Annotated in this window: 22 protein-coding genes; 11 read left to right on the forward strand and 11 right to left on the reverse strand. The window is 63.1% G+C overall.

The features are described 5' to 3' along the window. Positions 1-191: 191 nt before the first annotated feature. A complete protein-coding gene (locus tag NFI08_RS17175; protein ID WP_349590966.1) occupies positions 192-2,621 on the forward strand; it encodes an EAL domain-containing protein in 2,430 nt (809 codons plus the stop codon). Here the strand turns inward: NFI08_RS17175 and rarD are convergent. Beyond that, the gene (rarD, locus tag NFI08_RS17180; RefSeq protein WP_349590969.1) at positions 2,597-3,496 is read right to left on the reverse strand and encodes an EamA family transporter RarD; all 900 of its coding nucleotides are present in this window, start codon (positions 3,494-3,496) and stop codon (positions 2,597-2,599) included. The two genes, NFI08_RS17175 and rarD, sit on opposite strands and share 25 nt — an antisense overlap. Before the next feature lie 208 nt (positions 3,497-3,704). On the opposite strand from rarD, the gene NFI08_RS17185 reads away from it, so the two are divergent. Further along, on the forward strand, positions 3,705-4,520 hold the full coding sequence (locus NFI08_RS17185) for an amidohydrolase (protein ID WP_045993728.1): 816 nt from the start codon (positions 3,705-3,707) through the stop codon (positions 4,518-4,520). Next, a complete protein-coding gene (locus NFI08_RS17190) occupies positions 4,520-5,215 on the forward strand; it encodes a pseudouridine synthase (protein WP_045993727.1) in 696 nt (231 codons plus the stop codon). Before NFI08_RS17185 ends, NFI08_RS17190 begins: the two co-directional genes overlap by 1 nt. Positions 5,216-5,370: 155 nt before the next feature. On the opposite strand, the gene NFI08_RS17195 is transcribed toward NFI08_RS17190, so the two are convergent. The 7 genes from NFI08_RS17195 to gloB form a co-directional block, all read right to left on the reverse strand. Continuing rightward, positions 5,371-7,665 (reverse strand): sensor domain-containing diguanylate cyclase, encoded by a 2,295-nt coding sequence (locus tag NFI08_RS17195; protein ID WP_222516775.1) that lies wholly within the window; start codon positions 7,663-7,665, stop codon positions 5,371-5,373. 205 nt (positions 7,666-7,870) lie between these two features. Continuing rightward, entirely contained in the window at positions 7,871-9,460 is a 1,590-nt protein-coding gene (locus NFI08_RS17200) for an ABC transporter ATP-binding protein (RefSeq protein WP_349590973.1), read from the reverse strand. Further along, positions 9,450-10,523: an ABC transporter permease gene (locus tag NFI08_RS17205; RefSeq protein ID WP_231498690.1), complete on the reverse strand. Its 1,074-nt coding sequence runs from the start codon at positions 10,521-10,523 to the stop codon at positions 9,450-9,452. The genes NFI08_RS17200 and NFI08_RS17205 overlap by 11 nt, the downstream gene beginning before the upstream one ends. Before the next feature lie 2 nt (positions 10,524-10,525). Continuing rightward, complete coding sequence (locus NFI08_RS17210) at positions 10,526-11,599, reverse strand: microcin C ABC transporter permease YejB (protein WP_349590977.1); 1,074 nt, start codon at positions 11,597-11,599, stop codon at positions 10,526-10,528. A gap of 190 nt (positions 11,600-11,789) precedes the next feature. After that, on the reverse strand, positions 11,790-13,616 hold the full coding sequence (locus NFI08_RS17215; RefSeq protein ID WP_349590980.1) for an extracellular solute-binding protein: 1,827 nt from the start codon (positions 13,614-13,616) through the stop codon (positions 11,790-11,792). A gap of 45 nt (positions 13,617-13,661) precedes the next feature. Beyond that, positions 13,662-14,855, reverse strand: a complete 1,194-nt coding sequence (locus NFI08_RS17220) for a transglycosylase SLT domain-containing protein (RefSeq protein ID WP_045993723.1) — start codon at positions 14,853-14,855, stop codon at positions 13,662-13,664. A 74-nt stretch (positions 14,856-14,929) separates the two neighbouring features. Next, complete coding sequence (gene gloB, locus NFI08_RS17225; RefSeq protein WP_108449381.1) at positions 14,930-15,697, reverse strand: hydroxyacylglutathione hydrolase; 768 nt, start codon at positions 15,695-15,697, stop codon at positions 14,930-14,932. Positions 15,698-15,905: 208 nt separating this feature from the next. Here gloB and NFI08_RS17230 point away from each other — a divergent pair, with 208 nt between their 5' ends. From NFI08_RS17230 to nudC, 4 genes are read left to right on the forward strand one after another with little or no spacing between them, the layout of a single operon-like run. Further along, positions 15,906-16,607 carry a class I SAM-dependent methyltransferase gene (locus NFI08_RS17230; RefSeq protein ID WP_231498691.1) on the forward strand — a complete coding sequence of 234 codons (702 nt, stop codon included), beginning with the start codon at positions 15,906-15,908 and terminating at the stop codon, positions 16,605-16,607. Then, a complete protein-coding gene (rnhA, locus tag NFI08_RS17235; protein ID WP_045993720.1) occupies positions 16,604-17,065 on the forward strand; it encodes a ribonuclease HI in 462 nt (153 codons plus the stop codon). Before NFI08_RS17230 ends, rnhA begins: the two co-directional genes overlap by 4 nt. 47 nt (positions 17,066-17,112) lie before the next feature. Continuing rightward, a complete protein-coding gene (gene dnaQ / locus NFI08_RS17240) occupies positions 17,113-17,889 on the forward strand; it encodes a DNA polymerase III subunit epsilon (RefSeq protein WP_253556376.1) in 777 nt (258 codons plus the stop codon). Beyond that, positions 17,889-18,665 carry an NAD(+) diphosphatase gene (nudC, locus tag NFI08_RS17245; RefSeq protein ID WP_349590986.1) on the forward strand — a complete coding sequence of 259 codons (777 nt, stop codon included), beginning with the start codon at positions 17,889-17,891 and terminating at the stop codon, positions 18,663-18,665. Before dnaQ ends, nudC begins: the two co-directional genes overlap by 1 nt. 38 nt (positions 18,666-18,703) lie before the next feature. Here the strand turns inward: nudC and NFI08_RS17250 are convergent, their stop codons facing one another. Further along, positions 18,704-19,012 carry an SCP2 sterol-binding domain-containing protein gene (locus NFI08_RS17250; RefSeq protein WP_045993717.1) on the reverse strand — a complete coding sequence of 103 codons (309 nt, stop codon included), beginning with the start codon at positions 19,010-19,012 and terminating at the stop codon, positions 18,704-18,706. 143 nt (positions 19,013-19,155) lie between these two features. On the opposite strand from NFI08_RS17250, the gene sohB reads away from it, so the two are divergent. Continuing rightward, the gene (sohB, locus tag NFI08_RS17255) at positions 19,156-20,187 is read left to right on the forward strand and encodes a protease SohB (RefSeq protein WP_108133389.1); all 1,032 of its coding nucleotides are present in this window, start codon (positions 19,156-19,158) and stop codon (positions 20,185-20,187) included. Between the two features lie 175 nt (positions 20,188-20,362). Here the strand turns inward: sohB and NFI08_RS17260 are convergent, their stop codons facing one another. Further along, a complete protein-coding gene (locus NFI08_RS17260) occupies positions 20,363-20,692 on the reverse strand; it encodes an ArsR/SmtB family transcription factor (RefSeq protein ID WP_045993715.1) in 330 nt (109 codons plus the stop codon). A gap of 851 nt (positions 20,693-21,543) precedes the next feature. Between NFI08_RS17260 and NFI08_RS17265 the strand changes: the two genes are divergently transcribed. After that, on the forward strand, positions 21,544-22,233 hold the full coding sequence (locus NFI08_RS17265; protein ID WP_108133390.1) for a 7-cyano-7-deazaguanine/7-aminomethyl-7-deazaguanine transporter: 690 nt from the start codon (positions 21,544-21,546) through the stop codon (positions 22,231-22,233). 214 nt (positions 22,234-22,447) lie between these two features. Beyond that, complete coding sequence (locus tag NFI08_RS17270; RefSeq protein WP_306168763.1) at positions 22,448-23,227, forward strand: alpha/beta fold hydrolase; 780 nt, start codon at positions 22,448-22,450, stop codon at positions 23,225-23,227. A gap of 295 nt (positions 23,228-23,522) precedes the next feature. Here the strand turns inward: NFI08_RS17270 and NFI08_RS17275 are convergent, their stop codons facing one another. After that, positions 23,523-24,743: an ABC transporter substrate-binding protein gene (locus tag NFI08_RS17275; protein WP_349590992.1), complete on the reverse strand. Its 1,221-nt coding sequence runs from the start codon at positions 24,741-24,743 to the stop codon at positions 23,523-23,525. A gap of 188 nt (positions 24,744-24,931) precedes the next feature. On the opposite strand from NFI08_RS17275, the gene NFI08_RS17280 reads away from it, so the two are divergent. Then, positions 24,932-26,638, forward strand: coding sequence for a potassium/proton antiporter (locus tag NFI08_RS17280; protein WP_306168761.1), 1,707 nt, complete (start codon positions 24,932-24,934; stop codon positions 26,636-26,638). The last annotated feature ends 80 nt before the right edge of the window (positions 26,639-26,718 follow it).

Consider the following 26,718-nt stretch of genomic DNA (forward strand, 5'->3'; position numbering starts at 1 on the left):
CCATCGCTACCTCCAAAGGGAGCGCGAGCGGAGCATCGGTGGCTTCTAGGCTTCATCTACGGGGCGAGACAGCACTTGATCGAACGTCGCCAGCAGACGCTCCCGTGGGAGCCTTACTCATGCACATCCTGCTCGGGCCGTGCCCTCTCCCGTGGTTGAGGTCACTGCTACTGGTGAGACTCAGGAGACTTGTGCCGACCACCCTTGGCCTGGTGGCCATGGTCGCTTCTGCGATGCTATCGGGTGATGAACTGGACGAGTCGCAGGGTGCTTCACTGACACTGTTGACCTCTTACCACCAGGGGTACCGGTGGAATGACGATGTGGTCAGCAGTGTCGAGGCGCGTTTTCGTCACGAAGCCAGCGCAGACCGACAACTGCTGGTGGAGTATGTCGATGCGCTGCGACTGGCGCGGCCGCTGGCCCATGAGGCCCTGCTCCAGCGATTGACCGCCAGCACCTTGAATGAAAGCGGCAGTCTGATCATTGCCGATGACCCCGCCATGGCCTTCTATCTGGAGTATCGTGACGAGCTCCCCTGGCCGCGCAAGGTGGTGGCACTGGGACTCAATGATGACCGCTTCAGGGAACAGGCCCAGGCGCTTGGAGTGAAACTGCTCAAGTCCTACCCGGTCATGGCGCAGTCGCTCAATATGCTGGTGGAAACCTTTGGCTCACCGGTGCCTTTGATGCTGCTGGCCGAAGACTCCGAACACGCCTTCAATGTCGTCGATGACATGGTGGAGGTGATCGGCAGTGTCGCCGATGTGACCCTGGTCGATGTGGTCACTGGCTGGACCCCGGAAGAGGTGATCGAGCGATTGTCCCGAAGCCCGCCGGGTACTCGACTGTACATGCAAGGGGGGCAGGACTCCGGTTGGTCCGAAGGGGCGGGAAGTACCGCCCATCGACTGGAAGCGCTGGCCGCCCAGGGCTATCCGGTGTTCTGCCATTTCGAATTCCAGATGGCGATAGGCTGTGCCGGCGGGGCGATTCTCGATGTCGACTTCCTTGCCCACGCCGCCGTGGAACTGGCGCTGACGCCAGCCTTTGACCTGGTACCGGCCAGTTCCTCGGTGATGGCCCAGCGTCACCTGATCGATGCCCGCTGGTACCGTCTGTTCGAGGGCCATGACAACCTCCCGTTCCAGTGGATCGGCGTTCGCGGGCGGCTGGAGCAGGTCGCGCGGGAGTATCGTCAGGCGTTGTACGGGGTGTCGGTGGTGGCGGTTGGCTCGCTGCTGGGCGTGGGGGCCTTGCTGGTGGCGCGCAACAGGTCGCGACGTCTTCGTCGCAAGTTGATGGTCGATCAGCGCTTTGGTCTGCCTACCAGGCTGGCGTTGGTAAGCGACTATCGAGGCAGTCGATGCGAGGAGGTGGAGTGGCTGTTTGTGCTGGTCTCACCCGAACTCAGGAGCTATCGCAGGCGCTTTGGCAGCGGCAGCCTGGAGGGTCTTCTACGGATCAGTATCGATGTCTTCAAGGCGCACCTCCCCAAGGGCTGGCGGCTGTATCTGGGGGGCGAAGAGCAGCTGATCGGCATGGTCCCTGCCCAGGCCCACGGACCCGATGTGGAATCCCAGCTCGATAGCTACCTGGCCCTGGTGGGGCAGTTTCAGCAACGCGACAGCGCACGGGTCCTGCGCTGGCATGCCAGTGTGGTGGTGGTGCCCGGCCATTCCACCGACTTGACCAACTGTCTGGCTTCGCTGGAAGAGGGGGTGCAGCGGCTGGAAAGCGAAGGCTGGGTACGTCCGGTGCTCAGGGTGACCGCGGCGGGTCCCTATCACGAGACTCAGCTGCGTTGGCTGTGCCGGCAGGTCAGTCTGCTGATCGAGAATCCCGGCAATCAATGGCGTCTGGTGGCCCAACCCAAGATGGCGCCCTCGAGCAGAACCCTGGTCGGTGCCGAGGTGTTGATCCGCTGGTGTCATCCCGACGCGGGCAATATTCCGCCACCGGAGTTTCTTCCGGTCATTCTGATGCTCGGCCTGGCGGAGCGTTTCGACCGTTGGGTGATCGGCCGCACCCTCGACTGGCTGATGGAACTGCGAGGCGCGGCCTGGCTCGGTACCGTCTCGGTCAATGTCCACCTTTCGACGCTCGTGGCCGATGACTTCCCCGATTTCATGGTGACTGAACTGGCGCGACGTCGGCTGCCTCCACGCTGCCTGGCACTCGAACTGGTGGAGCACGAGCATGTCGATGACGTCGAGCGGGTTCAGCGACAGATGAGGCGGCTCCACGAACGCGGTATTGGCGTCGCCCTGGACGACTTCGGTAGCGGCTACACGGCCTTCAACCTGCTTCAGCGCCTGCCCCTGGCGGCGATCAAGCTGGATTATTCATTACTTCACGCCGCGCGGCGTTTCGATCAGGCGCGACAGGCTTATGCGGCGCTGGTGGGACTCTGCCATCGCATGGAACTGACGGTGGTGGCGGAAGGCGTCGAGACCGTCGAGGACGCAAGTTGGCTGATCACCCTGGGGGTCCAGGAAGGGCAGGGCTACTTCTTCGCGCCACCGATGGAGCTGGAGGATCTGGTCGCGGTCTATGGCGAGAAGCCAGCGGGCCCCATACCGACGACGGTATTGCGTCAGGTGGGCACTCGGCGCTGCTGACGCAGGCTCGACCAGGAGTAGAGCGCCAGCGCGATCCAGATCAGCACGAAGGTAGTAAGCTGCTCGACCGCCAGGGGCTCGTTGAACACCCACAACGCAATCAGAAACTGCAGCGTCGGGTTGATGTACATCAGAAACCCCAGAGTACCGAGGGTCAGCCGGCGCGCAGCGCCGGCAAAGGCCAGCAGCGGTAGGGCGGTCAGCACCCCGGAGGCCATCAGCAGCGCGGCGCTGTAGGGAGCGGTGAAGAATAGCGCCCCGTCGAAGTGGCTGACCGGAAGCTGTTGTATCAGCAGCAGCGCCAGTGGAAGGAGCAGCAGCGTTTCGATGAACAGGCCCGACAGCCCGTCCAGCGCAAGCTGCTTGCGCAGCAGTCCGTAAGTGCCGAAAGACACCGCCAGGCACAGGCTCAGCCAGGGCAAGGTGCCCAACTGGAATAGCTGCAGCACGATGGCACCTAGGGCAAGGCCAATCGCCAGGCGCTGCGTCGGCGCGACGCGTTCCTTGAGCACCACCACGCCCAGCGCCACGTTGACCAGCGGTGTCATGAAATAGCCCAGGCTCGCCTGCAGCACCCGGTGACTCTCTACCGAGTAGATATAAAGGCCCCAGTTGGCACCGATGAGCAGAGCGCAGGCGAGCGCCGGCAGCAGTTGCCGAGGTGCCTGGCGAATGTTGGCGATGACCGACCAGCGCTTGAGCAGACTGATGACCAGTGCCAGAAACAGGCATGACCAGATGACGCGATGGGCGAGTATCTCGAGTGCACCCACGCCGTCGAACAATGCGAAGAAAAGGGGGAATCCACCCCAGGTGCCATAAGCCAGCAGCGCAAAGGCGACGCCCTGGGCCGAGGGTGTGGAGAGTCCTTTCATGCCGCGAATTCCCGTTCAGAGTTGGTGCCGAAGTTGGTGTCGACGTTGGTATCGATGTTGGTAGCGAAGGTTGAGCTGATCGCCGCGTCGCGTCAGGCCGGATGACGGTGGGTTTTCCGGGGCCTGGGGCATTCGACCGTCGCCACCTGCTGCGACAAGGCGCTGTGTCGTTTAGGCTAGGGGGACGACGTCAATTGATGAGACTACCATGACACAGCTGCGTACGACGCTTGTCCAGTGCAACCTTCACTGGGAAGATCCCGAGTCCAACTGCCGGATGCTGGAGGACAGCCTGGCGGACCTGGGCGCCAACGATACCGACCTGATCGTGCTGCCGGAAATGTTCGCCACCGGGTTCACCATGAACTCACGCGAGATGGCCCAGCCCATGGCGGACAGCAGCGTGGTGGCATGGCTTGTGGATCAGGCTCGCCAACGAGGCTGCGTGGTCACCGGCAGCGTTGCCATCGAGGAGCAGGGCGAGTACTTCAACCGCCTGGTCTGGGCGCGACCGGACGGCGACATCAGCTGGTATGACAAGCGCCATCTCTTCCGCATGGCAGGCGAGCATGAACGTTACGACATGGGGCGTGAGCGCGTGATCGTCGAGCTCAATGGCTTCCGCATCCTGCTGAGCGTCTGCTACGACCTGCGCTTTCCGGTATGGCTGCGTCAACGCCAGAACCCATCGACCCACTTCGAATATGACGCCCTTCTATGTGTTGCCAACTGGCCGGCGCCGAGGCGCCACCCCTGGCGCACGCTGCTGCAGGCGCGTGCCATCGAGAACCTGGCCCCGGTGATCGGTGTCAACCGCGTCGGTGAGGACGCCAAGGGCCTCGCCTACTCGGGTGACTCCATGTTGATCGATGCCAAGGGTGAGGCGCTGATCGACGAGGCGCGTGATGAGCCCTTTATCAAGACCGGTGTGCTCGACCGCGACGAATTGGCGGCATTCCGGGAGAAGTTCCCGGCATGGCAGGATGCCGACGCCTTTCAACTCGCCGATGACGAGGCCAACTGATGCGCCTGGACCGCTTTCTCAGCGAGACCACCGACCTGACGCGCAGCCTGGCCAAGCGGGCCCTGGTGCGCGGGGAGGTAACGGTCAACGGCGAGCTTGAAAAGAAGGCTGCGCGACATGTGGCGAGTGATGACGAGGTGCGCTGGGAGGGACGACTTCTTGAGCTGGTTGGACTTCGTTACATCATGCTGCACAAGCCCGTCGGGGTGGAGTGCACGGCCAGACGGGGACTCTATCCGCGGGCGGTTGACCTGATCGATCTGCCCAAGGCCGAGCGTCTGCAGCCGGTAGGGCGGCTGGACGTCGACACCACTGGCTTGCTGTTGTTGAGCGACGATGGCCAGTGGTCCCACCGCATCACCTCGCCTCGTCATCGCAGCGCCAAGATATACCAGGCACTGCTGGCACGGGACCTGGACGACCCTGACGAGGCCGTCGCGCGTTTTGCCGAGGGCATCATGCTGGAGGGCGAGGAGACCCCGACGCGTCCCGCTACCCTGACCTGTCACGGGCCGAGGGAGGTCGAACTCGCCATCGTCGAAGGGCGTTATCATCAGGTCCGTCGCATGTTCGCCGCCATCGGCAACCATGTCGAAACGCTGCATCGCCACACGATCGGCCCCTTGACACTGGATGCGTCACTCGAACCCGGCCAATGGCGTGAATTGACAGCCGAGGAACGCGAGCTGTTCTAAAAGCGCGGGGCCGGGCGCTGGTGTGAGAGCGCTGGTTTGGATTGCAGCAGCGGGCGCTGGATTGACTGCGCTGGTTTGGATCGCAGCAGCGGGCGCTGATTGGATAGCGCGGGGCCGGGCGCTGTCGCTAATGTGCTTCAGGGCTCCCCAGCCGGCTAGCCGTTCTCGTGAGGCGTGGCGAGTGCGATGCGAGCCCGCCCTGCGTGCTTGGCCCGATATAGGGCGCTGTCTGCCATCGCCAGCAGGCAGCTCGGATCGTCGCTGGTGGCCGGGAAGCTGGCGATGCCGCAGGATACCGATACCGTACCCAGGCTCTGGCCCTCGTGGCGGAAGCTCGCGCTGGCCAGGGCGTGGCACATGCGCTGCATGCGATGATGAGCGTCGTCGGCCTCGGCGCCGGGCAGCAGCACGACGAACTCCTCTCCACCAAAGCGACAGACCACGTCGATGTCACGAAAGCTGTTGGCCAGCATTCTGCCGACCCCTTCAAGCACCGTGTCACCCGCCGCATGACCATAGCGGTCATTGAATTTCTTGAAGTGGTCGATGTCCAGGATGACCACCGCCAAGGGGCTCTTCTTGCGCAACGAAATAGCCGTCTCGTGGGCAAAAAGCTCATCGAAGTAGCGACGATTGTGCAGTCCGGTCAGATCATCGCGATAGGATAGCGCCGATAGTTCTTCCTGCAGGGCGATGCTCGACAATACCAGGGCCAGGCGGCTGACGCCGAGTTCGATGAAGCTGCGGGTGCGATCCCAGTACTGCGGGCGCTTGACCAGTGGCCCGTCGGGCACGACGCAGATCACGCCCAGTCGGCGGTGCTGGCGATCCGGGCCGGTCAAGTCCAACGGAAAGATCCAGTGAGGCAGGTTGTCGGCAGGGGAAGGTGCCGAAGGGTCCGAGGGCGGCCTCCTGGTGGAGATCGTGAGCAGGTCGTCCAGGGCGGGCAGGCTTTCTTCCGTGCGCGTTCGAAGCGGCGGAATCGCGGTGGTGTCCAGCCAAGCCGGGGGGCGATAGGTGGTGGGCCAGAACAGTTCCAGCGTCATGTTGTCCGGCTGATCCTGAGGCCGGTAGAAGGCGCCCTGCATCGGTTCCAGTATCTCCGGCATGGCCCGCTGGGTCAGGCATAGCGCTTCCTCGAGGCTGGTGCATGCCTGCAGCGTGTCGATCAGGCTGGCCAGTCGCTGGGTCTTGTGGTGTTCGGTGGCCAGCACCAGGGCACGTTGTCTCTCCTGTTCTGCGAGGCTTTCCAGTTGCCGGGTACGCTCGGCCACCTCTTGCTCGAGGTGATCGTTGAGTCGCTGCAACTGGCGTTGGGAGCGAGCATAGTGGCGCGTGGAGATGACGATCATGGCGACGATGAAGGCCAGGGCACCAAGATGCACCGGTACACTGATCCAGCCCACCAGGCCGTGGGCCACCAGCATGTCGGTGATGGCGATGGCAGCAAAGATGGCGTAGCTCGCGACGATCAGGCGTTGGTCGCTGTCGAACTCTCGTCGATAGCGAAACAGCCAGCGTGCCATATAGGCCAGCGCCCCGAGCAGTATCAGGTCGAACAAAGGAAAGGTCGGAGGAAGCGATACCACGTCCAGCATCGCCAGCGCCGGGGCGATGATGGCGTAGGCCAGCAAGCCTAGCCACAGACGTCGCATGCCCTGTCGCGGGATCTGCGGAAACCAGTGCTCGAGGATCAGCGCCATGGCCACCGGCAACGAAAAATAGGCGATGGCGGCCACATAGTCCCATGCCAGGGGCGCGAACACGATCAGTTGGCTGGCGTCGCTCTCGGCCAGCACCATGAGTCCGACCGCCAGCGAGAAGAGCCCGAGGCTACCCAGCCGCCAGCGTTCGGGCTGGGTCAGGATCAACACGAGCGCCAGGGCTGCGACGATCAGGCAGGCAAGCGCGATCACTAGTTCGCCCTTGGTGGCCTCGAGAATCGAGGGCAGTATCCGTGACTGTTCCATGATCACGACCTTGCCCCAAAGCCCGATGTCCTTGTAGGACGACTTCAGGCGCAGGTACAGGGTCTTGCCCTGGGTGGGCGAGGGCAGCTCGATGGCGTGCCAGGTCCAGCCGGCGAAGGCCCCGGCGTCCGGTCCTTCGAGCTGACCGTGGCGATAGACGTGTTGCCCATCGACGTAGGCTTCGGCGACCAGGTTGAGGCTTGAGACGAACAGCGCCGGCTGAAGCCAGTCACCGGCGGGCAACTCCCGACGCAGCCAGAGGCTGTCGCGACCGTCACGACCCGGGGGATTGCCGATGCCCTCCAGGGACTTCCATTCCCCTTCAGCGGCAGTGAGCCACTCAAGCTCTCCGTCAGGAGTGCGGGGCGAGTCCCCCCAACGATATTGCCAGTCATCATTCAACGCGAGCTCGCCAGCCAGTACCTGACTGCCGGGCAGCCAGAGCAGGGCGAGTACAAGAAGCGTGATGCAGCGGAACATGGCGAGACCTATGGACGGTAACCCGGCCAGTATAGAACGAGGTGGCAATAACAACATTCGACGGCATAGTCGAAAGAATAAACGTTTGAGGCCTGGACGGCCCCAGTCCCGGCATGAACCGCCATGGAGCGCATTTGGCTGCAACCGCGCTCAGATGCCATGCCTTCTACCGCCCCCTGTCGGGACACCTCCTGTCAGCCTTGCTTCAACCCTGGGGCTCAAGCCCCGCCGCCTTGACCAGAGCCCTGGTGTAGGGATCGGCCGGCCGGGAAAGTACGTCCATGCAGGCCCCCTGTTCGATCAGACGGCCTTCCTTCAGCACCATCACCCTGTGGGCCATGGCGCGCACCACCGCCAGGTCGTGGCTGATGAACAGATAGCTCAGTCCGCGCCGTGCCTGGAGGTCCCTGAGCAGGGCGATCAGTTGCTTCTGCACTGTCCTGTCCAGTGCCGAGGTCGGTTCATCGAGTACGATCAGGCGCGGCTCGAGGATGATCGCTCGGGCCACCGCGATGCGTTGGCGCTGACCGCCGGAGAACTCGTGGGGATAGCGTTGGGCGACGTGTTCGGGGAGCTCCACCTCACGCAAGGTCGCACGGACCCGAGCGCTGACTTCCTGCTCGGAAAGCTCAGGCTGATGATAGCGAAGTCCCTCGCTGATGATATCCGCCACCGGCATTCGCGGAGAGAGAGAGCCGTAGGGATCCTGGAACACGATCTGCAGATTTCTGCGCTGCTGGCGCAGTGCCTTGCCCGATAGCTGATCCAGCCTGGCGCCGGCGAAGTCGATGACCCCCTTGGCCTGGTTCAGGCGCAGCAGAGCGGAGGCCAGGGTGGTCTTGCCGGAACCCGATTCGCCGACCACGCCCAGGGTCTCGCCGGCGGCGATGTGCAAGTCCAGCGGGGCCAGCGCTTCGAAGCCGGGCTGGGGACGCTGGAACAGGCGTCGGCGCCGTTCGAAGGTGACGCTTAGCTGGCGGGCCTCGATCAGGGGCGGGGCATCGCCACAGGGGGTCGGGACACCTTCCGGCTCGGCGTCCAGCAACTCCCGCGCGTGGGCGCTCTGGGGTAATTGGAAGACCCGCTCGACGGTCCCGGTTTCCTGGTGCTCGCCATGACGCATGACACACACGCGGTCGGCGTGTCGACGCACCAGATTCAGGTCGTGGGTGATGAACAGCATGCCCATGCCGTGCTGATCACGCAGCTCGGCCAGCAGGGCGAGTACCTCCTGCTGTACGGTCACGTCCAGGGCGGTGGTGGGTTCATCGGCCACCAGCAGCTCAGGCTGGTTGGCGATGGCCATGGCGATCATTACCCGCTGACGCTGCCCGCCGGACAGCTGGTGGGGCCAGGCATCGAGCAGTTCCTCTGCTCGCGGCAGTTTTACCTGTTCCAGCAGTTCGCGGCAGCGGTGGCGAGCCCCGCGGCCTCGCAGGCCCTGGTGCAGGCGCAGGGTCTCCGCCAGCTGTCGTCCGATGGTGTGCAGCGGATTGAGCGAGGTCATCGGCTCCTGAAACACGAAACCGACGCGGTTGCCGAGCAGCCCCTGCCATTTGCGCGGCGTCAGCCGCGACAGGTCGGTGTCGCCGAGCCATCTACCGCCTTTGATTGTGGCGTTGGGCGGCAGCAGGTTGAGCGCGCCAAGCGCGGTGACCGACTTGCCGGACCCCGACTCACCCACCAGCGCCAGGGTCTCTCCGCGCCTGACGTCCAGCGACAGTTCCTTGACCACGGTGGTGTCGCCGAAGCCGATCGACAGCCGATCCAGCGACAGCAGGGTGTCATTGTTCATGCGCGGGGCTTCCTTGCGGTGTCGTGTTGCCGCTGGCGCTTTGGACGTGGCGCGGATCGAAGGCGTCGCGGATCCCCTCGCCGATGAACACCAGCAGCGACAGCATGACCGCCAGGGTCATGAAGGCGGTAATCCCAAGCCATGGCGCCTGGAGGTTGTTCTTGCCCTGGGCCACCAGCTCGCCCAGGGAAGGCGAACCTGGCGGCAGCCCGAAACCGAGAAAATCCAGCGCCGTGAGGGTGGTGATGGCGCCGGTGAAGAGGAAGGGTATGAAGGTCAGGGTCGCCACCATGGCGTTGGGCAGCACATGGCGCCACATGATCAGATGCGACGGCAGCCCCATGGCCTTGGCCGCCCGTACGTACTCCAGATTGCGCGCGCGCAGAAACTCGGCACGCACGATATCCACCAGTCCGAGCCAGGAAAACAGCAGCATGATCCCGAGCAGCCACCACAGATTGGGTTCCACCAGGCTGGCCAGGATGATCAGCAGGAACAGCACCGGCAACCCCGACCATATCTCGGTCAGGCGCTGGCCGATCAGGTCGACCTTGCCGCCGAAATAGCCCTGCACCCCACCGGCCAGCACCCCCAGCACCAGCGACCCGGCGGTCAGCACCAGAGCAAAGATCACCGAGAGGCGAAAACCGTAGATCACCCGCGCCAGCACGTCACGTCCCTGGTCATCGGTACCCAGCCAGTGGCGGCCATCCGGGGGTGACGGCGCAGGGTGGTCGAGATACTCGTCCAGGGTGTCGTAAGAGAACGGAATCGGCGCCCACAGCATCCAGCCATCCGACTCGATGGCGTTTCGGGTAAAGTCATCGTGATAGTCCGCCGCGGTCGGCAGAAAGCCGTCGAAGACGGTATCCGGATAGTCGACCAGCATCGGGAAGTACCATTGCTGCTGATACTGCACCAGCAGTGGCTTGTCATTGGCGATGAGTTCGGCCCCCAGGCTGAGCACGAACAGAAGGCCGAAGGCCCACAGTGACCACCAGGCACGGCGCTGGTGGCGAAAGACGGCGAGGCGACGGCGGGTGATGGGAGAAAGGCTAGGCACGATCAGGATTCCCGTGTCTCGAAGTCGATGCGCGGATCCACCCAGACGTACGTCAGGTCGGATACCAGTTTGAGTATCAGGCCGATCAGGGTGTAGAGGTAGAGGGTGCCGAAGATCACCGGATAGTCACGCTGCATGACCGCCTCGAAGCCGAGCAGGCCCAGCCCGTTGAGCGAGAAGATCACCTCGATCAGCAGCGAGCCGGTGAAGAAGATCCCGATCAGCGCCGACGGCATCCCGGCAATGATGATCAGCATGGCGTTGCGGAAGACGTGGCCATAGAGCACCCGCCTGTCACTGGCACCCTTGGCCCGGGCGGTCAGCACGTACTGGCGGTGGATCTCGTCGAGAAAGCTGTTCTTGGTCAGCATGGTCAGGGTGGCGAAGCTGCCAATGGCCGAGGCGCTGACCGGCAGCACGATATGCCACAGGTAGTCCTTGACCTTGCCCCAGGCGCTGAGCTCGGAAAAGTCCGGTGACGTCAGCCCTCGCAGCGGGAAGACGTCGAAGTAGCTGCCGCCGGCGAACAGCACGATCAGCAGGATAGCGAACAGGAAGCCAGGAATGGCGTAGCCGACGATGACCAGGCCGGAGGTCCAGACATCGAAGGCGGAGCCGTGTCTCAAGGCCTTGCGTACACCCAACGGGATCGACACCAGATACACCAGCAGGGTGGTCCACAGACCTAGCGAGATCGACACCGGAAGTCGCTCGAACATCAGGGTGGTGACCGCCTCGCCGCGAAAGAAGCTCTCGCCGAAGTCGAAGGTGGCGTAGTCCACCATCATGTCGATAAAGCGTTCATGGGCCGGCTTGTCGAAGCCGAACTGCTGCTCAAGCTGGGTGATGAACTGCTCGGGGATCCCGCGGCTGCCGCGAGACTCGCCGCTACCGATGGTCTCGCCGCCACCGCCCTGCAGGCGCGTACTGGCCTCGCTGGAAAAGCCCTCGAAACGTGCCAGCAACTGGTCGATGGGCCCGCCCGGCGCGGCCTGGACGATGATGAAGTTGAGCAGCATGATCCCCAGCAAGGTGGGGATCATCAGCAGCAGACGGCGCAGTACGTAGGCACCCACGGCATTTCCTTGAGGATTGGGTTTGCCAAGGCGAAGCGTCGTTTCGCACGACGCTTCGCACCACCAGAAACATTTTCTGTATCAGGGCCGCCGGCGTGGTCGGGCCTGCCGTTCGGGCTGGACACGTGCGCCTGCCCTCTGAATCTTTGACCTTCTTACCACAGCACGGCGCCCTTGGGCTGTCGTTGAATCAACGGCTACGCTGACGATCCTCGATGACCGCTTCGCGTTCAGGGTCTACCCACCAGGCGCTCAGGTCCAGCGTGTACTCGGGGAAGGGCTCCTGCCAGGCAAACTTGTCCCACACCGCGATGCGGTGGGCGGCCAGATGGAACTGCGGGACCACGTAGAAGCCCCAGCGCAGCACTCTGTCCAGCGCCTGGGCGGCGGTGTCCAGTGCCTGGCGCGAGTCGGCGGCGATCAGGCGATCGACCAGAGCGTCGATGACGGGATCCTGAAGGCCGATCAGATTCCGGCTCTGGGGGCGTTCGGCATACTCGCTGCCCCAGAACTCACGCTGTTCATTGCCGGGACTCAAGGACTGCGGAAAGCTGCCCACCACCATGTCGAAGTCGAAGCTACGCAGACGATTGAGGTACTGATTGACGTCGACGGTACGGATATTGCCCTGCACCCCCAGTCGGGCCAGCCTTCGCAGCAGCGGTTGGGCGATGCGCTCGAACTGGGTGCTGTAAAGCAGGATCTCGACGTGCAGGGGCTCGTTATTCTCGGGGTCGATCATTACCCCGTCACGGGCCTCGTAGCCGGCCTCACGCAGGAGTTCCAGGGCCTTCCTCAGGCGTGGACGCATCTCCTGTGGCTGCTGCATCGGCAGTGGCTCGCTGAAGACGCTCTGCGGTAGCTGGTCGCGGAAGGGCTCCAGCAGCGCCAGCTCGCCTTCGGACGGCAGGCCGGTGGCTTCCATCTCGGAATTCTCGAAGTAGCTGTCGGTGCGCGCATAGGCGTCGTAGAACAGGTTTCTGTTCAGCCACGGGAAGTCGAAGGCAAGAGTGATCGCCTCGCGCACGCGGCGATCCTGAAACTTGGCCTTGCGCAGGTTCATGATGTAGGCCTGCATGCCGGCGGGCTGGCCGTCATGGACCTGAAGCTGCCTGACAAAGCCCTGCTCGCGCGCCGGGAAGTCGTAGGCCGTGGCCCAGTTGCTCGCGGAATTCTCGAGACGGAAGTCGAGATTGCCGGCCTTGAAGGCCTCCAGTGCCACCGTCTGGTCGCGATAGTAGTCGTAGATCAGCCGTCCGATATTGTGTCGGCCGACGTTGACCGGTACCTCGCTACCCCAGTAGTCGTCGACGCGCTCGTAGACGATGCGGCGGCCCGGATCGACCTCGGCGATCCGGTAGGGGCCGGAGCCGAGCAGCGAATCGCGGGTCACCGCCTCGAAGTCGCGATCACGCCAGTAGTGCTCAGGCAGGATCGGCATCTGGCCCAGGATCAGCGGCAGTTCGCGGCTTTCGCTGTCACCCAGATCGAAGTGCACGGTGTCGCTGTCGATGGCGGTGACGCTGTCGACATCGCTGTAGTAGGCGCGGTAGAAGGGCTGCCCCTTGGTGGTCAGCGTCTCGAAGCTGAATACCACGTCCTGGGCGTCCACGGGTTCGCCGTCATGGAAGCGCGCTTCGGGTCGCAGGTCGAACTCGACCCAGCGCCGTTCGGGGTCCAGGCGGATACCCTCGGCCAAGAGCCCATACATGGTGAAGGGCTCTCCCGGGTTAGATTCGAGCAGGGTGTCGTAGATCTGTGTAAGGCCAGAGGCTGGCGTGCCACGAACAATAAAGGGATTGGTCGAATCGAAGCTGCCCTGGGCGGCGCGAATCAGATCACCGCCTGACGGAGCATCAGGATTGGCATGGGGAAAGTGGCGAAAGTCAGCCGGCAGGGCCGGCTCACCATAGAGCGGAAGGGCGTGCACGGTGGGCACGCTGGAAACGTCTGCGGCCTCGCTGGTGGTCGCCAGCAGGGCGCCCAGCAGGCAGGCGCCGATTGCCACCTGTCGCATGGCGGTGGAGTCCTTGTCCTGAGGGGCGCCACCGTGGCGCCCGCTTTACCGACCGGAAAGTGTCAGTTGCTGACCGGGTTGAAGAGCCTGCGGGTTGTCGATGCCATTCCAGCGTGCCAGGTCCCGAGGCGAGATGGAATGAAGCATGGCGATGCGGTTCAAGGTGTCTCCGCTCTCGACGACATGGGTCTCGTCGGAGGCGCTGGCCACTTCGATCTGTCCCAGGTTGCTCAAGGCATTGCGCAGGGTGGCGGCGCTCTCTGCCGGCACCAGAATCTGACGGGTGTGACGCGGGTTGACGTTGCGCGACTTGAGTCCGGGGTTCAGTTCGCTCAGCTCGTGGGTGGTCACTCCGGCCAGAGCGGCTGCCTTGTTCAACGAGATCGGTGCGGTGACCGAGACCTTGGCAAAGGCCGCCGAACCGCTGATCTCCGGAAGGTTGACGCCATAGCGCTCGGGATCATTGATGATCCGCGAGATGGCCATCAGCTTCGGCACGTACGCCATGGTCTCCGAGGGCAGGTTGAGATCCCAGTAGTCGCCGGCGAGTCCGCGAGCCTGCGCCGCACGGCGGGCATTGTTGACGGTGCCGGCGCCGGCGTTGTACGCCGCGAGTGACAACTGAAGGTCGCCCTCGTACCACTGATCCGCCTGCATCTCGATGTAGTCCAGGGCGGCGCGGGTGGAGGCCACGACATCATTGCGGCCATCCCAGGCACCATTGCGCTTGAGGCCGAGGGCGTCACCGGTACGCGGCATGATCTGCCACAGTCCGACGGCGCCAAAGTGGCTACGTGCCTTGGGATCGAAGGAGCTCTCGACGAAGGGGATCAGCGCGATCTCGCCCGGCAGACCACGTGATTCGACCTGCTGGGTGATCCAGGCGAGCCAGGGGCGGGCGCGCTCGGTGATCTCCGCCACGTTATGGGGGCTGTCCTGGTAGTAGTCGATCCATTCCTGCACGCGGGCATTGACCGGCTGGTCCTGCCACTGGAAATCCGCCCGCAGACTCGTCCACGCATCCTGCGGCTCGAGTTCCAGGGCATCCCAGAAGTGGCGAGTCAGGTGTTGATGCGAAGGCGCGGCGCTTGCGTCAGCGCTGGTTCCGCCATATGGCATGGCGCCACCGGGGGGGAGTGGCGAGGCCTGGGATGTATAGGCACCGGCCATCAACGAGCCAAGGAGGGCCAGACTGCTGGCCGCGCCAAGAAGTCGTCTACGGGTCGTGTGAAATGTCATGCGTACAGAAACTCCTGGCCCGCGATGCTTATCGCGGGCGTCCTGTGGGACGATGGTTCAGGACGCCGAGCCGTTCAGAAGGAATCCTTCCAGGCTCTTAGCGTGGCAAAGGTGGCGTCCGTGCTATCGGTCGACCCATGGGCTGAGGCAGCGCGCTTGACATCTTCATCATCGCAACGAAGGAAGGGATTGATGCGGCGCTCACGTTCCATCGTTGTAGGCAGCGTGGGTCGGTCCAGATCTCGTGCCTTCTGACATTCGTCGAAGGCGGTGGCAACGTCGGGGTTGCCGGGGTTGGCCGCCTTCGCAAAAGCGAGGTTGGCCAATGTATATTCGTGCGCGGAGAATACCAGTGTATCCGCCGGCAGGGAATTCAGTCGGTCGAGGGACCCCTTCATCTGCTCCGGGGTACCTTCGAACAGGCGTCCGCAGCCACCGCTGAACAGGGTGTCCCCACAGAACAGCAGCGGCGGGATACCAGCGGTAAAGAAGGCCAGATGGTCCAGGGTATGCCCAGGCACCGCCATCACCTCGAACAGGCGGCCCATGACGCGAAACTCGTCACCGTCACGCACGATCTCGTCGATGCCTGCGATCTCGGGGTTATCCGGCCCGATCACCCGGGGCGAATAGCGCTGGATCAGTTCGGCAACGCCGCCGGTGTGGTCATGGTGGTGATGGGTCAGCAGGATGCAGCCCAGGCTCAGCCCTTCACGTTCGAGAAAGCGCAGAACAGGCTCGGCGTCACCGGGATCCACGACGCAGACCTCTTGACTCGAATCCTGGCGCAGCAGCCAGATATAGTTGTCGCTAAAGGCTGGAATCGGTGTCACGCTTAACATGGTCGGCAGGGTCCTCGGAGCGAGCCTTGAGCGGGCAGCATCTAGCTGGGCGGCCGGCGCAGACTTCAGTAAACTTCGTTTTTTCGCCTTGCAAAATCAGACACTTTGGAGGCACAGGTCGACTATGTCAAATGCGTCGGAGCCGATGGAGCTCGCGTGCCTGGTGCGGCACGCTCGACGCTATTGGTCCAGTGACAGCGGATGCGCCGTGCGGCGTTCCGAACGAGCCTGCCTGGGTCCGCTGGCCGAACGCTGGTGCGGCCAGCACGGTCTTGAAATGTCACTGGCCGAGCCACTGGCCGACATGAGCGCGGTGCGCCACTGGATACGGTGGTCTCCGACCAGGGAGCTGGCGGAAAGTTCCAGCACGCTGGTTTGCCGTCCTGAGCGCTTGGCACTGCCCGACGGAGCGATGGACGTGGTGGTGCTCAATCACTTGCTGGAGGTGGTGTCCCACCCCCACCAGCTTCTGCAGGAGGCCGCCCGGGTGGTCTCGCCGCAGGGGCGACTGGTGCTGCTCGGCTGGTCCCCGCTGTCATCGTCGGGCTTGATGAGGGTTCGGCCTCGCCGCCGGCGGCAGCTGCCGGGGCAGGGCGTATGGCGAACGCCGCGGACGATGAAGGACTGGCTTCAGTTTGTCGACTTCGAGATCGAGCGGGTAGACTACTGCCGATTTCGCCTGCCGGGGCTCGCCGGTGGCAATGGCATGCTGGAGACCCTTGGCCGGCGCCACAACCTGCCCCTGGGCGATTGTTATATCATCCAGGCTCGCTGCCGCTCGCAGCTGGCCTGTACCCAGGGAAAACGCCCGCTGTTCGGCTTGCCGGTCGGTAACACCGCACTCGGCACCACCAGGCTCGAGCCCAGTGTGCGGCAGACCCCCAAGCAGAAGAAGGTAGCAATGCGTTGACCACTCCCGATTCACTCCCTGTCGTGACCATTTACACCGACGGGGGTTGCCGCGGCAATCCCGGACCCGGCGGCTGGGGAGCGCTGCTGGAAAGCGGGGATCACCGCAAGTCGCTCAAGGGCGCCGAGCGTGATACCACCAACAACCGAATGGAGCTGACCGCCGCGATCATGGCGCTGAAGACGCTCAAGCGCGAGTGTCACGTGGATCTCTGGACCGATTCGGAGTATCTGCGCAAGGGCATCACCGAATGGATCCATGGCTGGATCAAGCGTGGCTGGAAGACGGCTTCCAGGCAGCCGGTGAAGAATGCCGATCTGTGGCGCGAGCTGCATGAGCAGACACGCCGACACCAGGTCAGCTGGCATTGGGTCAAGGGGCACAGCGGCCACCCTGGAAACGAGGCCGCCGACGCCCTGGTCAACGAGGCCATCGACGAGTTGCTGGAAGGCGCCTGACGCCGTCGGCCCACACCCCACAGCCCATCCGACTTCAGGGACCCAGAATGCGACAGATTGTACTGGATACCGAGACCACCGGTATCGAGACTCGCGACGGCCACCGTCTCATCGAGATCGGCGCCGTGGAGATGATAAACCGGCGTCTGACCGGAAATTCCTACCATCAATACATCAATCCCGAGCGTGAGATCGATGCCGAGGCGATCGGTGTCCACGGCATCACCAATGAGCGGGTCGCCAATGAGCCGGTGTTCGCCGAGGTGGCGGCCGACTTCTGGGAGTTTATTCGCGGGGCCGAGCTGGTCATCCATAACGCGCCCTTCGATGTCGGCTTCATCGACCACGAATTCAAGCTGCTGAAGGCCACCCACCCCGAGCTATATGCAGGGCCCGTCAAGGATCACTGTCGTATCCTCGATACCCTGACCATGGCACGGGGACTGCACCCGGGGCAGCGCAACAGCCTCGACGCGCTTTGCAAGCGCTACGACATCGACAATGGTCACCGCGTGCTGCACGGGGCCTTGCTCGATGCCGAGATCCTGGCAGACGTCTATCTGGCGATGACCGGTGGGCAGACCGCCCTGACCCTGGATGCGGGCAACGACAGCGACCAGCAGGCGGCGGTGCCCGGCGAGCTTTCGGTGCGTCGGTTGTCATTGGAACCGGGGCGGTTGAGCGTGGTACGCCCGACAGAGCAGGAGATGGCGGCCCATCTGGCCAAGCTCGACAAGGTGCGTGGCAAGGCAGGAGAGTGTCGCTGGGACGACCTGGACCCTGCTTACGCCGGCCCCGGCAGCGCCACGCAGGACGGTGCCTGATGCTGCATCGGGAGCTGCCAAGAGGTGTCGAGTCAGGGCGTATCATTCGCCTGTCGAAAGGCTGTATGGCGCCTGGCCTGGACAATACGCCGCTGGGGCCGGTCGAGCCCTGGGATGAGCGTGTTCAGCCGTTGTGCTGGTGGTCGGACGAACCGGTGGGGCTGCGTCTTGAAGACAGCCCAGGCGCCGACTGGCCAGACGGCCGTAGCTGGCTGTCGAGGTTGCCCGAGTCATGGTACGGGCTGGTGTCAACGGCGCTGCAGGTGGGCGCCTGGATGGACAACCATCGCTTCTGCGGGCGTTGCGGCAGCCAAGCGAGGCGCCTGGAACACGAGTTTGCGATGCACTGCGACAATTGCGGCCATCGCAACTACCCGCGCATCTCGCCCTGTATCATCACCCTGGTGACCCACGGGGAGTCGCTGTTGCTGGCTCGTAGCCCGCGTTTTCCACCCGGACGCTATTCCACCCTGGCAGGATTCATCGAACCGGGAGAGTCGGCGGAGCAGGCGGTGCATCGCGAGGTCCACGAGGAGGTCGGTCTGAAGCTGGGGCGGCTGCGTTATATTCGCAGTCAGGCCTGGCCTTTTCCCCACTCCCTGATGCTGGGCTATCTGGTCGAGGCGGCAAGCCGACGCATCGTGATCGACGGCCACGAGATCGAAGACGCCGCCTGGTTCTCGCCACGGCAGCTACCGCAGTTGCCGCCGCTTTATTCGATCTCGCGGGAATTGATCGAGTTGCACCTGTCTGAGGTGCGTGACGGTCGGTCCTGACGGGCAGTCGCCGGGAGGAGCCACTGCCCATTTGAGCATCACTTCTCGGGAAACAGCTCGGTCAGGCGGGTCGCCAGCATGATATTGCCGGTCGCCTTGAGCTTGCCGGTCATGAAGGCTGTCATGCCGTTGATATCACCGGTCATGATGCCCTTGAGGGTGTCGCTGCTCATACTCAGGCTTACAGAGGGGTCGTCGTGCTCGCCCTGCTGGATGTCCAGTGCGCCATCGTCGATGACGACATAGTGATCCTCGGTATCGCTGAAATGGAACTGGAAGATCTCGTGCATGCCCTGGGCAGCGTCGGGATTGAAGCGAGAGCGTAGCGTATCGAGTGTCTGTGACATGAGAATTCCTTGCAGTTGTGTGAGTCGCTGTCAGGCAGCGTATTTCAAACGAATGTTTCAATCAAGGCCGGGCGCCGTTCAGGGCCTATGACCGTCAAGGTCCAGGTCTTTGCAGAATTGTGCCGGCTGACAGGGAGAGAGCGATGGAAGACTGGCTGGGTGAGATCCTGACCTTTTTTGTTCAGCTACTGCTGGTGGCAGGGGTCGTGCTGTTGGCGCTGATCGTGCTTGCCCGGGCCAAGGGTGGCGGCAGTGTACCCAGGGAGCAACTCAGGATCGAGGACCTGGGTCAGCGTCAGCGTCAGTGGCGTGAGCGTTTGATACACGCCAGGACAGGCACAGAAAAGCGGTCTCGCCTGCGCTGGCCGTGGCGTCGGGATACCAAGCCCAGGCAGGACGAAGGCGTGGCATCGAGCGCCACCACCTGGGTGATCGATTTTCATGGAAACCTCAAGGCCAGCGGCGTGGACCGCCTGGCTCGCGAAGTGTCCTTGCTGCTTGGTGTGGCTAAGGAAGGGGACGAGGTGGTCATTCGGCTGGAGAGCCCCGGAGGCCTGGTCCACACCTATGGGCAGGGTGCGGCGGAACTGCACCGGCTCACCGAGGGGGGCCTCAAGACCACGGTCTGCGTGGACAAGGTGGCGGCCAGCGGCGGCTACCTGATGGCGTGCAACGCACACCGCATCCTGGTGGCCCCGTTTGCGGTAATCGGCTCCATCGGGGTGGTGGCCCAGATCCCGAATGTCCACCGCCTGCTCAAGCGCCATGACGTCGATGTGGAGCTGGTGACCGCCGGGCGCTACAAGCGCACGCTCACCGTGCTGGGCGAAAACACCGAGGAAGGCAGAGACAAGCTGCAGGCGGACCTCGACGCCATCCATGCCAAGTTCAAGGACTACGTCGACCAGCGCCGCTCCGGCGTGGATATCGACGCCGTGTCCACCGGCGAGGTCTGGTACGGAGAAGAGGCCGTGTCCAGAGGGTTGGCGGATGAGGTCACCACCAGCGAGGCTTATCTCAGCAAGGCGATGGAACGTGGCAAGGTGCTGAGCCTGAGGCTTGCGGCGGTGCCATCACTGGCCGAGCGTCTTGGTTTTTCCGCCTCTGGCATGGTCGAGCAGGCGCTCGACCGGGTGGAAGAGCGTGTCGATGCGTCCGGCTGGGAGCATCGGTAGGCGAAGCGTGCGTCGCGGTTCATAACATTGGATCGCAATATTGGATCGCAATACTGCCTGACCTGAGCCGCCCCAGCTCCGCCTGCCCGTGTCGTTCTGTCCATCGAGCGAGCCCGATGCCCTCCAGCGAGGGCTATCGGGTACGAAGCGCCTGACCAGAGTCTGTGGTCGCGCTTCAGTCGTCGTTGGCTGCGTTCATCTTGACGATGGCGGCGATCATGATGCTCGCGCTGTCGCCTTGCAGCGAGTAGTAGATGGTCTGGGAGGAGCGCCGAGTACTGACCAGCTCGGCTCGCCTGAGGATGGCAAGGTGCTGGGATAGGGCCGACTGGCTCAGGCTCAGGCGTTGATTGAGCTCTGTCACGGACAGCTCGTTGCCTTCAAGTAGACACAGGATTCTTAGGCGATTGTCGTTGGCGATGGCTTTCAGCAGGCCGCTCGCTCTGTCTACCACGGCATCTCCACCCTCAAGCAGGCGGCCGGCAACACGTTGTGAGCTGTTCATCAGCACTCTCCCTTGCAGCGGTGACTGACACGAATTTCACCCGTTGGACGTCGTGGCGCTAGGCGCCACCCGAGATGGACGGCAATAGGGATCGAGGTGTTGTGCATGGATGGCTTGTCATCCTCATCGAAGAGATCCGCTAGTCGGATTCGGCGTATCCGGCTCCTCGGAATAGTGTTGGTCCGGGGCGCAGGACTCCTTTCATTTGGTCGCGGATGAAAGCCGAAGCCTTTCTTTCCGTTAGTGATTAAGAAACTTCTCAATAATAGCGCATTGTTGAAGTAAACGCGTCTTAAACGCGTGTTTGTGACCGTTTCGGCAGAATTAGATAATAAGTTTTTCAAAGTGTGTCCATCGCGTTGTTTCTTGTATTTGTATTTAGCAGACTGACAATATTGTGCAATATCAGGTTTCTCTAGGTATCCTGTATGGCACATCTGGTGCCTGGATCTGCAGTTATCTGATTTTGCCCGTCTACCCGGGGTGGCATGTGGGTAAAGGGGAAGGGGGCGAGCAAGGGAGTGCTGGCAAGGCGCAGGCTTGTCTCGTATAATTTCTGCCGCCAAATTTGCACCCCACGCGGTGGCGTGAGACTTATCGCCATACGGCTCGAAATCTTGCGCCATCCGGCTTGGAATTCTGAGCCATCCGGCTCGGCCCGGTCGGTGCGATTCGCGTCAGTCGTCGTGTGCCACTGAGCAGACGATGGCGAGTCGACGGCGAAACAGCACCAGGTATTGCTTGAGCAGGCATGCCGCAGCGCCCTCCAGAGGTATCGCAGCCGGGCGTGCCTGTACCCGTATTGTGTTTGTTCCCAGGGTTCCCTCACCCCTTGCGAAAAAGGAATCATGATGTTCACTCTGTCCTTCGAACAGCGCCGTCGTCTGCTGGCGTTGATGGTCGTTTTCCATATCGTCGTTATCGCCGCCAGCAACTACCTGGTCCAGTTGCCGTTTACGGTGTTTGGCTTGCACACGACCTGGGGCGCTTTCAGCTTTCCCTTCATCTTCCTGGCCACCGATCTGACGGTACGCCTGTTCGGCAAGGGGCCGGCGCGCGCCATCGTGATGCGCGTGATGCTGCCCGCACTGGTGGTGTCGTACGTTGTCTCGGTGGTCTTCCCGCAGGGCGGCTTCGCTGGCCTTGCCGCCTTCGATGGTTTCGATCTGTTCGTCGCCCGGATCGCACTGGCCAGTTTCATGGCCTACCTGCTTGGACAATTGCTCGACGTGCAGGTCTTCGACCGGCTCCGGCGACTCAAGCACTGGTGGGTGGCGCCGGCGGCTTCGACCCTGGTCGGTAATCTGGTGGATACCGTGGCGTTCTTCTCCATCGCCTTCGAGGCTGGCCCTGACCCGTTCATGGCGCAGCATTGGCCAGAAATCGCAGCGGTCGACTACGCCATCAAGCTCGCGATCAGTCTGGTCTTTTTCCTGCCCCTGTACGGCGTGCTGCTGCGTTATCTGAGCCAGCGACTGGTGGCGGTGACCGGCAGTCAGGACGTCTGGCCGGAGCAGGTCGCTCGGGGAGAGGGACGCTGATAAGGGCCTCGATCCCCGGCGGTTGAGCCTGCTGGGCCGGTGTTACGATCTGGTTCTGCTCTGGTCCCGATCTAGCCCCGCCCTGGTTTGCTCTGGCTGTGCTTGCTGCCTGGCTCCGCGCCCCGCCTGGCACGTTCAGTACTATGCTGGTGTCGTGAAGCACGACGTTCTACCGGCTCTCTACCAACCTTCGATCGCTCAAAGGAGTGCAGCTATGACGGTTTCCCTGGAATATACGGACAGTGGTGGTCAGGGAGAGCCATTGGTCATCGTTCATGGCCTGCTGGGTAGCGCCGACAACTGGCGCTCCCATGTCAAACAGTGGTCGGGCGAGCGCCGTGTGATCGCCCTGGATCTTCGCAATCATGGCCGTTCTCCTCATGCCGAGGGTATGGACTATGCCCAGATGGCCGAGGACGTGGCAGCGGTGATGGACCGCTGCGGCGTCACCAGAGGGCACCTGCTTGGCCACTCCATGGGCGGCAAGGTGGTGATGACCCTGGCCAGGCTGCATCCTGAGCTGGTGGCGTCGCTGATCGTTGCCGATATCGCGCCGGTCGCCTATGAACACCGGCACGATAGCGTCTTCAGCGCACTGCGGCGTGTCGAGCAGGGTGAGCCCACCGACCGGCGAGAGGCCGATGCCTTGATGGCTGAGGTGATCGACGACAAGCCCACCCGCATGTTTCTGGCTACCAATCTGGTGCGCGGCGACGATCGCGTACTACGCCTAAGGGTCAATCTCGATGCGATCGAAGCCGGCTACGGCCAGATCATGGCACCGCCCGGTGGCGAAGGAAGCATCGATGTGCCGACGCTGGTGTTGCGCGGTAGTCGCTCCGACTACGTCGCCGATGACCTGCTTGAGTCGCTGCGCGCCGTCCTGCCCAGGGCCGAAGTCAAGACCCTGGACGCTGGTCACTGGCTTCACACCGAGCGGGCGCAGGAGTTTCAGGAGCAAGTGGCCGAGTTTCTGGCCTCTCTGGAAAACTAGCCACTGCAATCAAGGCGCCGGTGATTGGCCGGGGGCCTTGCCCAGGCGCCAGTGATGAGCCGGGGTCCATGCCCAGGCGTCTGTGGTTTAGCCGGGGTGCTTGCCCAGGCGCCAGTGATGAGCCGGGGTCCATGCCCAGGCGTCTGTGGTTTAGCCGGGGTGCTTGCCCAGGCGCCAGTGATTAGCCGGGGTCCTTGCCCAGGCGCCAGTGATGAGCCGGGGTCCATGCCTAGGCGTCTGTGGTTTAGCCGGGGCGCCGCTGATTAGTCGGGGTCCTTGCCCAGGCGTCTGTGGTTTAGCCGGGGTCCTTGCCCAGGCGCGAGATCGGGGTCAAGCGTTCGACGATCTGCTGGTCATGTAGATAGCGCTCCAGGCGACGATAGCGGCCGTGGTCCATGGCGCCGGGGCGCAGGCTGAGTCGGCGCCTGATGTCGGGCCAGGCCTCGGCATTGGCGGGGCTGTCCATGGTCGGCTCGAGTCGAGTCATGATCTCCCAGCTCGCGGCGGGATGGTCGATGATCCAGCGCGTGGCGTCTTCCAGTGCGTCGACGAAGGCGCGAATGGCGTCCTTCTGTGCCTGAAAGTGGTCCTGGTTGGCCACGACGACCAGGCCGTCGTGCACCGGGATACCCAGTGTCTCGGTCGGCATGGCGCGGGTAGCGATGCCGAGGTCGGCGAGCTCTCGCGGCAGGGACAGTGCCGCGCCGCCGATAAAGGCATCGATCCAGCCTTCGTTCATCGCGCGTATCACGCTGAAGTGCACGTCCTTGGCCTCGACATGGGATAGGTTCAACCCTTCGTGTTGAAGGATGGCCCTGAGCAAGACGTCTTGTCCCGAGCGCTGCGCGTAGCCGATCCGGTGATCGATCAGTCCCAGCACCGAGTCGATGTCCGCATCTTCGCGTACCAGCAGCGCCGACAGTGGCAATTCGCTCAAGGTGGCAACCCTGATGATGGGGCGCCCCTGGTCCACCAGTCGGTGCAAGGTCAGCTGGTCGGTCAGCGCCAGATCCGCCTGGGATGCCGCCACCAGCTTGGCAGGTACGTCGGGATCGGCGGGCGTCTGCAGCACGACGTTCAGTCCGCGCCGCGAGAACAGCCCCCTCTCTTGAGCCACCAGCAAGGCAGCGTGCTGGGGCCCGGGTGACCATTCCAGCACCACAGTCAGCTCGGTGACCGGCGGCGGCGCGATCGGATCGGCAGGAGCCGCTGTGGCCGACGGTGCCACCGGCATCGCGGGCGTGTCGATACCGGGTCCACCAGGCAATCCACGGTAGCGCTCGAGGATATCGCGCACCACCGTTGCTTCGGCGCTTGTGGGGGGCGTTCCGTCGACCGAAGAAGTCTCGACCTGTTGCTCCTGGGCGAGGGGAGGCGTTGCCTGTTGCTGCGCTGCGGCTTCAGCGGGCGCCTCCGGCTCGGCCAGGGCAGGGGACAACGCGCCGAGGCTTGCCAGCAGCAAGCTCAAGCCCGCAAGCCGGATTAGCCGGTGTTGCCTGGGCGACGACTTGGGCATCAACAATCTCCATGGGTCAGGCATTCGTACCAGCGCGCTAGTGTATCCAAGGGCGAGCTTCGTTCACCAGCGGCATCCATCAACATCCTGGTAATTCGAAGTGCGCTCGATGAATCACGTTACACTCGACAGATCGCGGCGTGGGGCCGGGCGTGAGACAATCACGATGAACGTTGCAAGGGATGCGCATGGATTCGATCAATAGTCTCTTTCTTCTGTGTGGAACGCTGATTGCGCTGAGTGTGCTGGCCAGTCGGCTGTCCGCTCTGGCCGGTGTGCCACTGCTGGTGCTGTTCCTGATACTCGGCATGCTGGCGGGTGAAGACGGCCTGCTGGGTATCGACTTCGACAACTACTCGCTGGCCTTTGTCATCGGCCATCTCGCCCTGGCGATGATCCTGCTGGATGGTGGCCTGAGGACACGGCTCAAGACCTTTCGTGTCGGTTTCAAACCGGCCCTGGGGCTCGCTACCGTCGGGGTCTTCATCACCAGCGGTCTGGTCGGTCTGCTGGCGATGTGGGTCTTCGATCTATCGTTGCTGCAGGGCCTGCTGGTCGGGGCCATCGTCGGTTCTACCGACGCTGCGGCGGTCTTCTCGATGCTCAGTGGCAGAGGGCTCAACCTCAATGAACGGGTCGGCGCCACCCTGGAAATCGAGTCCGGTACCAACGATCCCATGGCGATCTTTCTCACCCTGGTGCTGGTCGAGGCGCTGGTGGGGGACCTCGGTGGCCCCCTGGACATGCTGCTGTTCTTCGTTCAGCAGTTCGCCATGGCCATCGCCATCGGGCTTGGCGCGGGCTGGCTGATCGGTCGCTTGCTGCGCTATGTGGATCTTGCGCCGGGCCTATACTCACTGCTGGCCCTGGCGTTGGGGTTCTGCGTCTTTGGCTTGACCAGTGCCCTGGGGGGCAGTGGCTTCCTGGCGATTTATCTGGCCGGATTGATGATCGGCAATCAACCGGGGCGGCACCTCAACTTCATCTTGCCGGTGCATGACGGACTGGCCTGGCTAAGTCAGATCGGGCTATTTCTGGTGCTTGGCTTGCTGGTGACACCTTCGGCACTGCTGGAGGTGCTGTTGCCTGCATCGGTGGTGGCCCTGGCGCTGATCTTCGTGGCGCGTCCGTTGGCGGTGGTACTGACGCTCAAGCCGTTCTTCCATTTCCGCTGGCGCGAGGTGGGATTCATTTCCTGGGTGGGACTTCGTGGTGCGGTGCCCATCGTGCTGGCGATCTTTCCTGTCATCGGGGGCGTCGAGCAAGCCGGCCTCTACTTCAATGTGGCCTTCGCAGTGGTGTTGCTGTCGCTGTTGATCCAGGGCGGAAGCTTGCCCTGGATGGCACGCCGCATGAAGGTCATGGTGCCGGACAGTGCCACTCCCAATCATCGGGGGCCACTTGGCATCCTGCCTGAAAACGACTTCGAGATGTTCGTCTACAAGGTCGAAAATGCCGATCTCGAGGACATCCCGATTCGGCTGCTGCGCTTTCCCTCAGGTGCCTTGATCTCTGCCCTGTTCCGCCAGCACGTGATGCTGCACCCCAAGGGCAGTACACAGTTGCGCATCGACGACATCATCTGTGTCATCGGCAAGAGCGACGATCTGCCAGCATTGAACCGGCTGTTCAACGGCGATGCCAAGCATCGCCAGCAGCGCGCCTTCTTCGGCACCTTTACCCTGGATGCGGATGCCAGGATGGGCGATGTGGCCGATGCCTATGCGTTGACCCTGAGCCCCGGCGAGGCCTCGCTGACACTGGGTGAATTCATGGGACTACGCTTGGGCGGGCATCCGGTGGTAGGCGACGACGTCGACTGGCATGGCATCCACTGGGTGGTGAGCGAGATGGAAGGCAACCATATCACCCGTGTGGGTCTGCGCCTCTACTGAGGCGCAGCGTTCCAGTATCGGAAAGAATCGAGCGGAAAGCATCGAGCGGAAATAACCGGGCGGAAATTATCGAGCGGGGT

It is taken from the genome of Halomonas sp. EF61 (assembly GCF_040147045.1).
In the GTDB taxonomy this organism is placed as follows: Bacteria; Pseudomonadota; Gammaproteobacteria; order Pseudomonadales; family Halomonadaceae; genus Halomonas; species Halomonas litopenaei.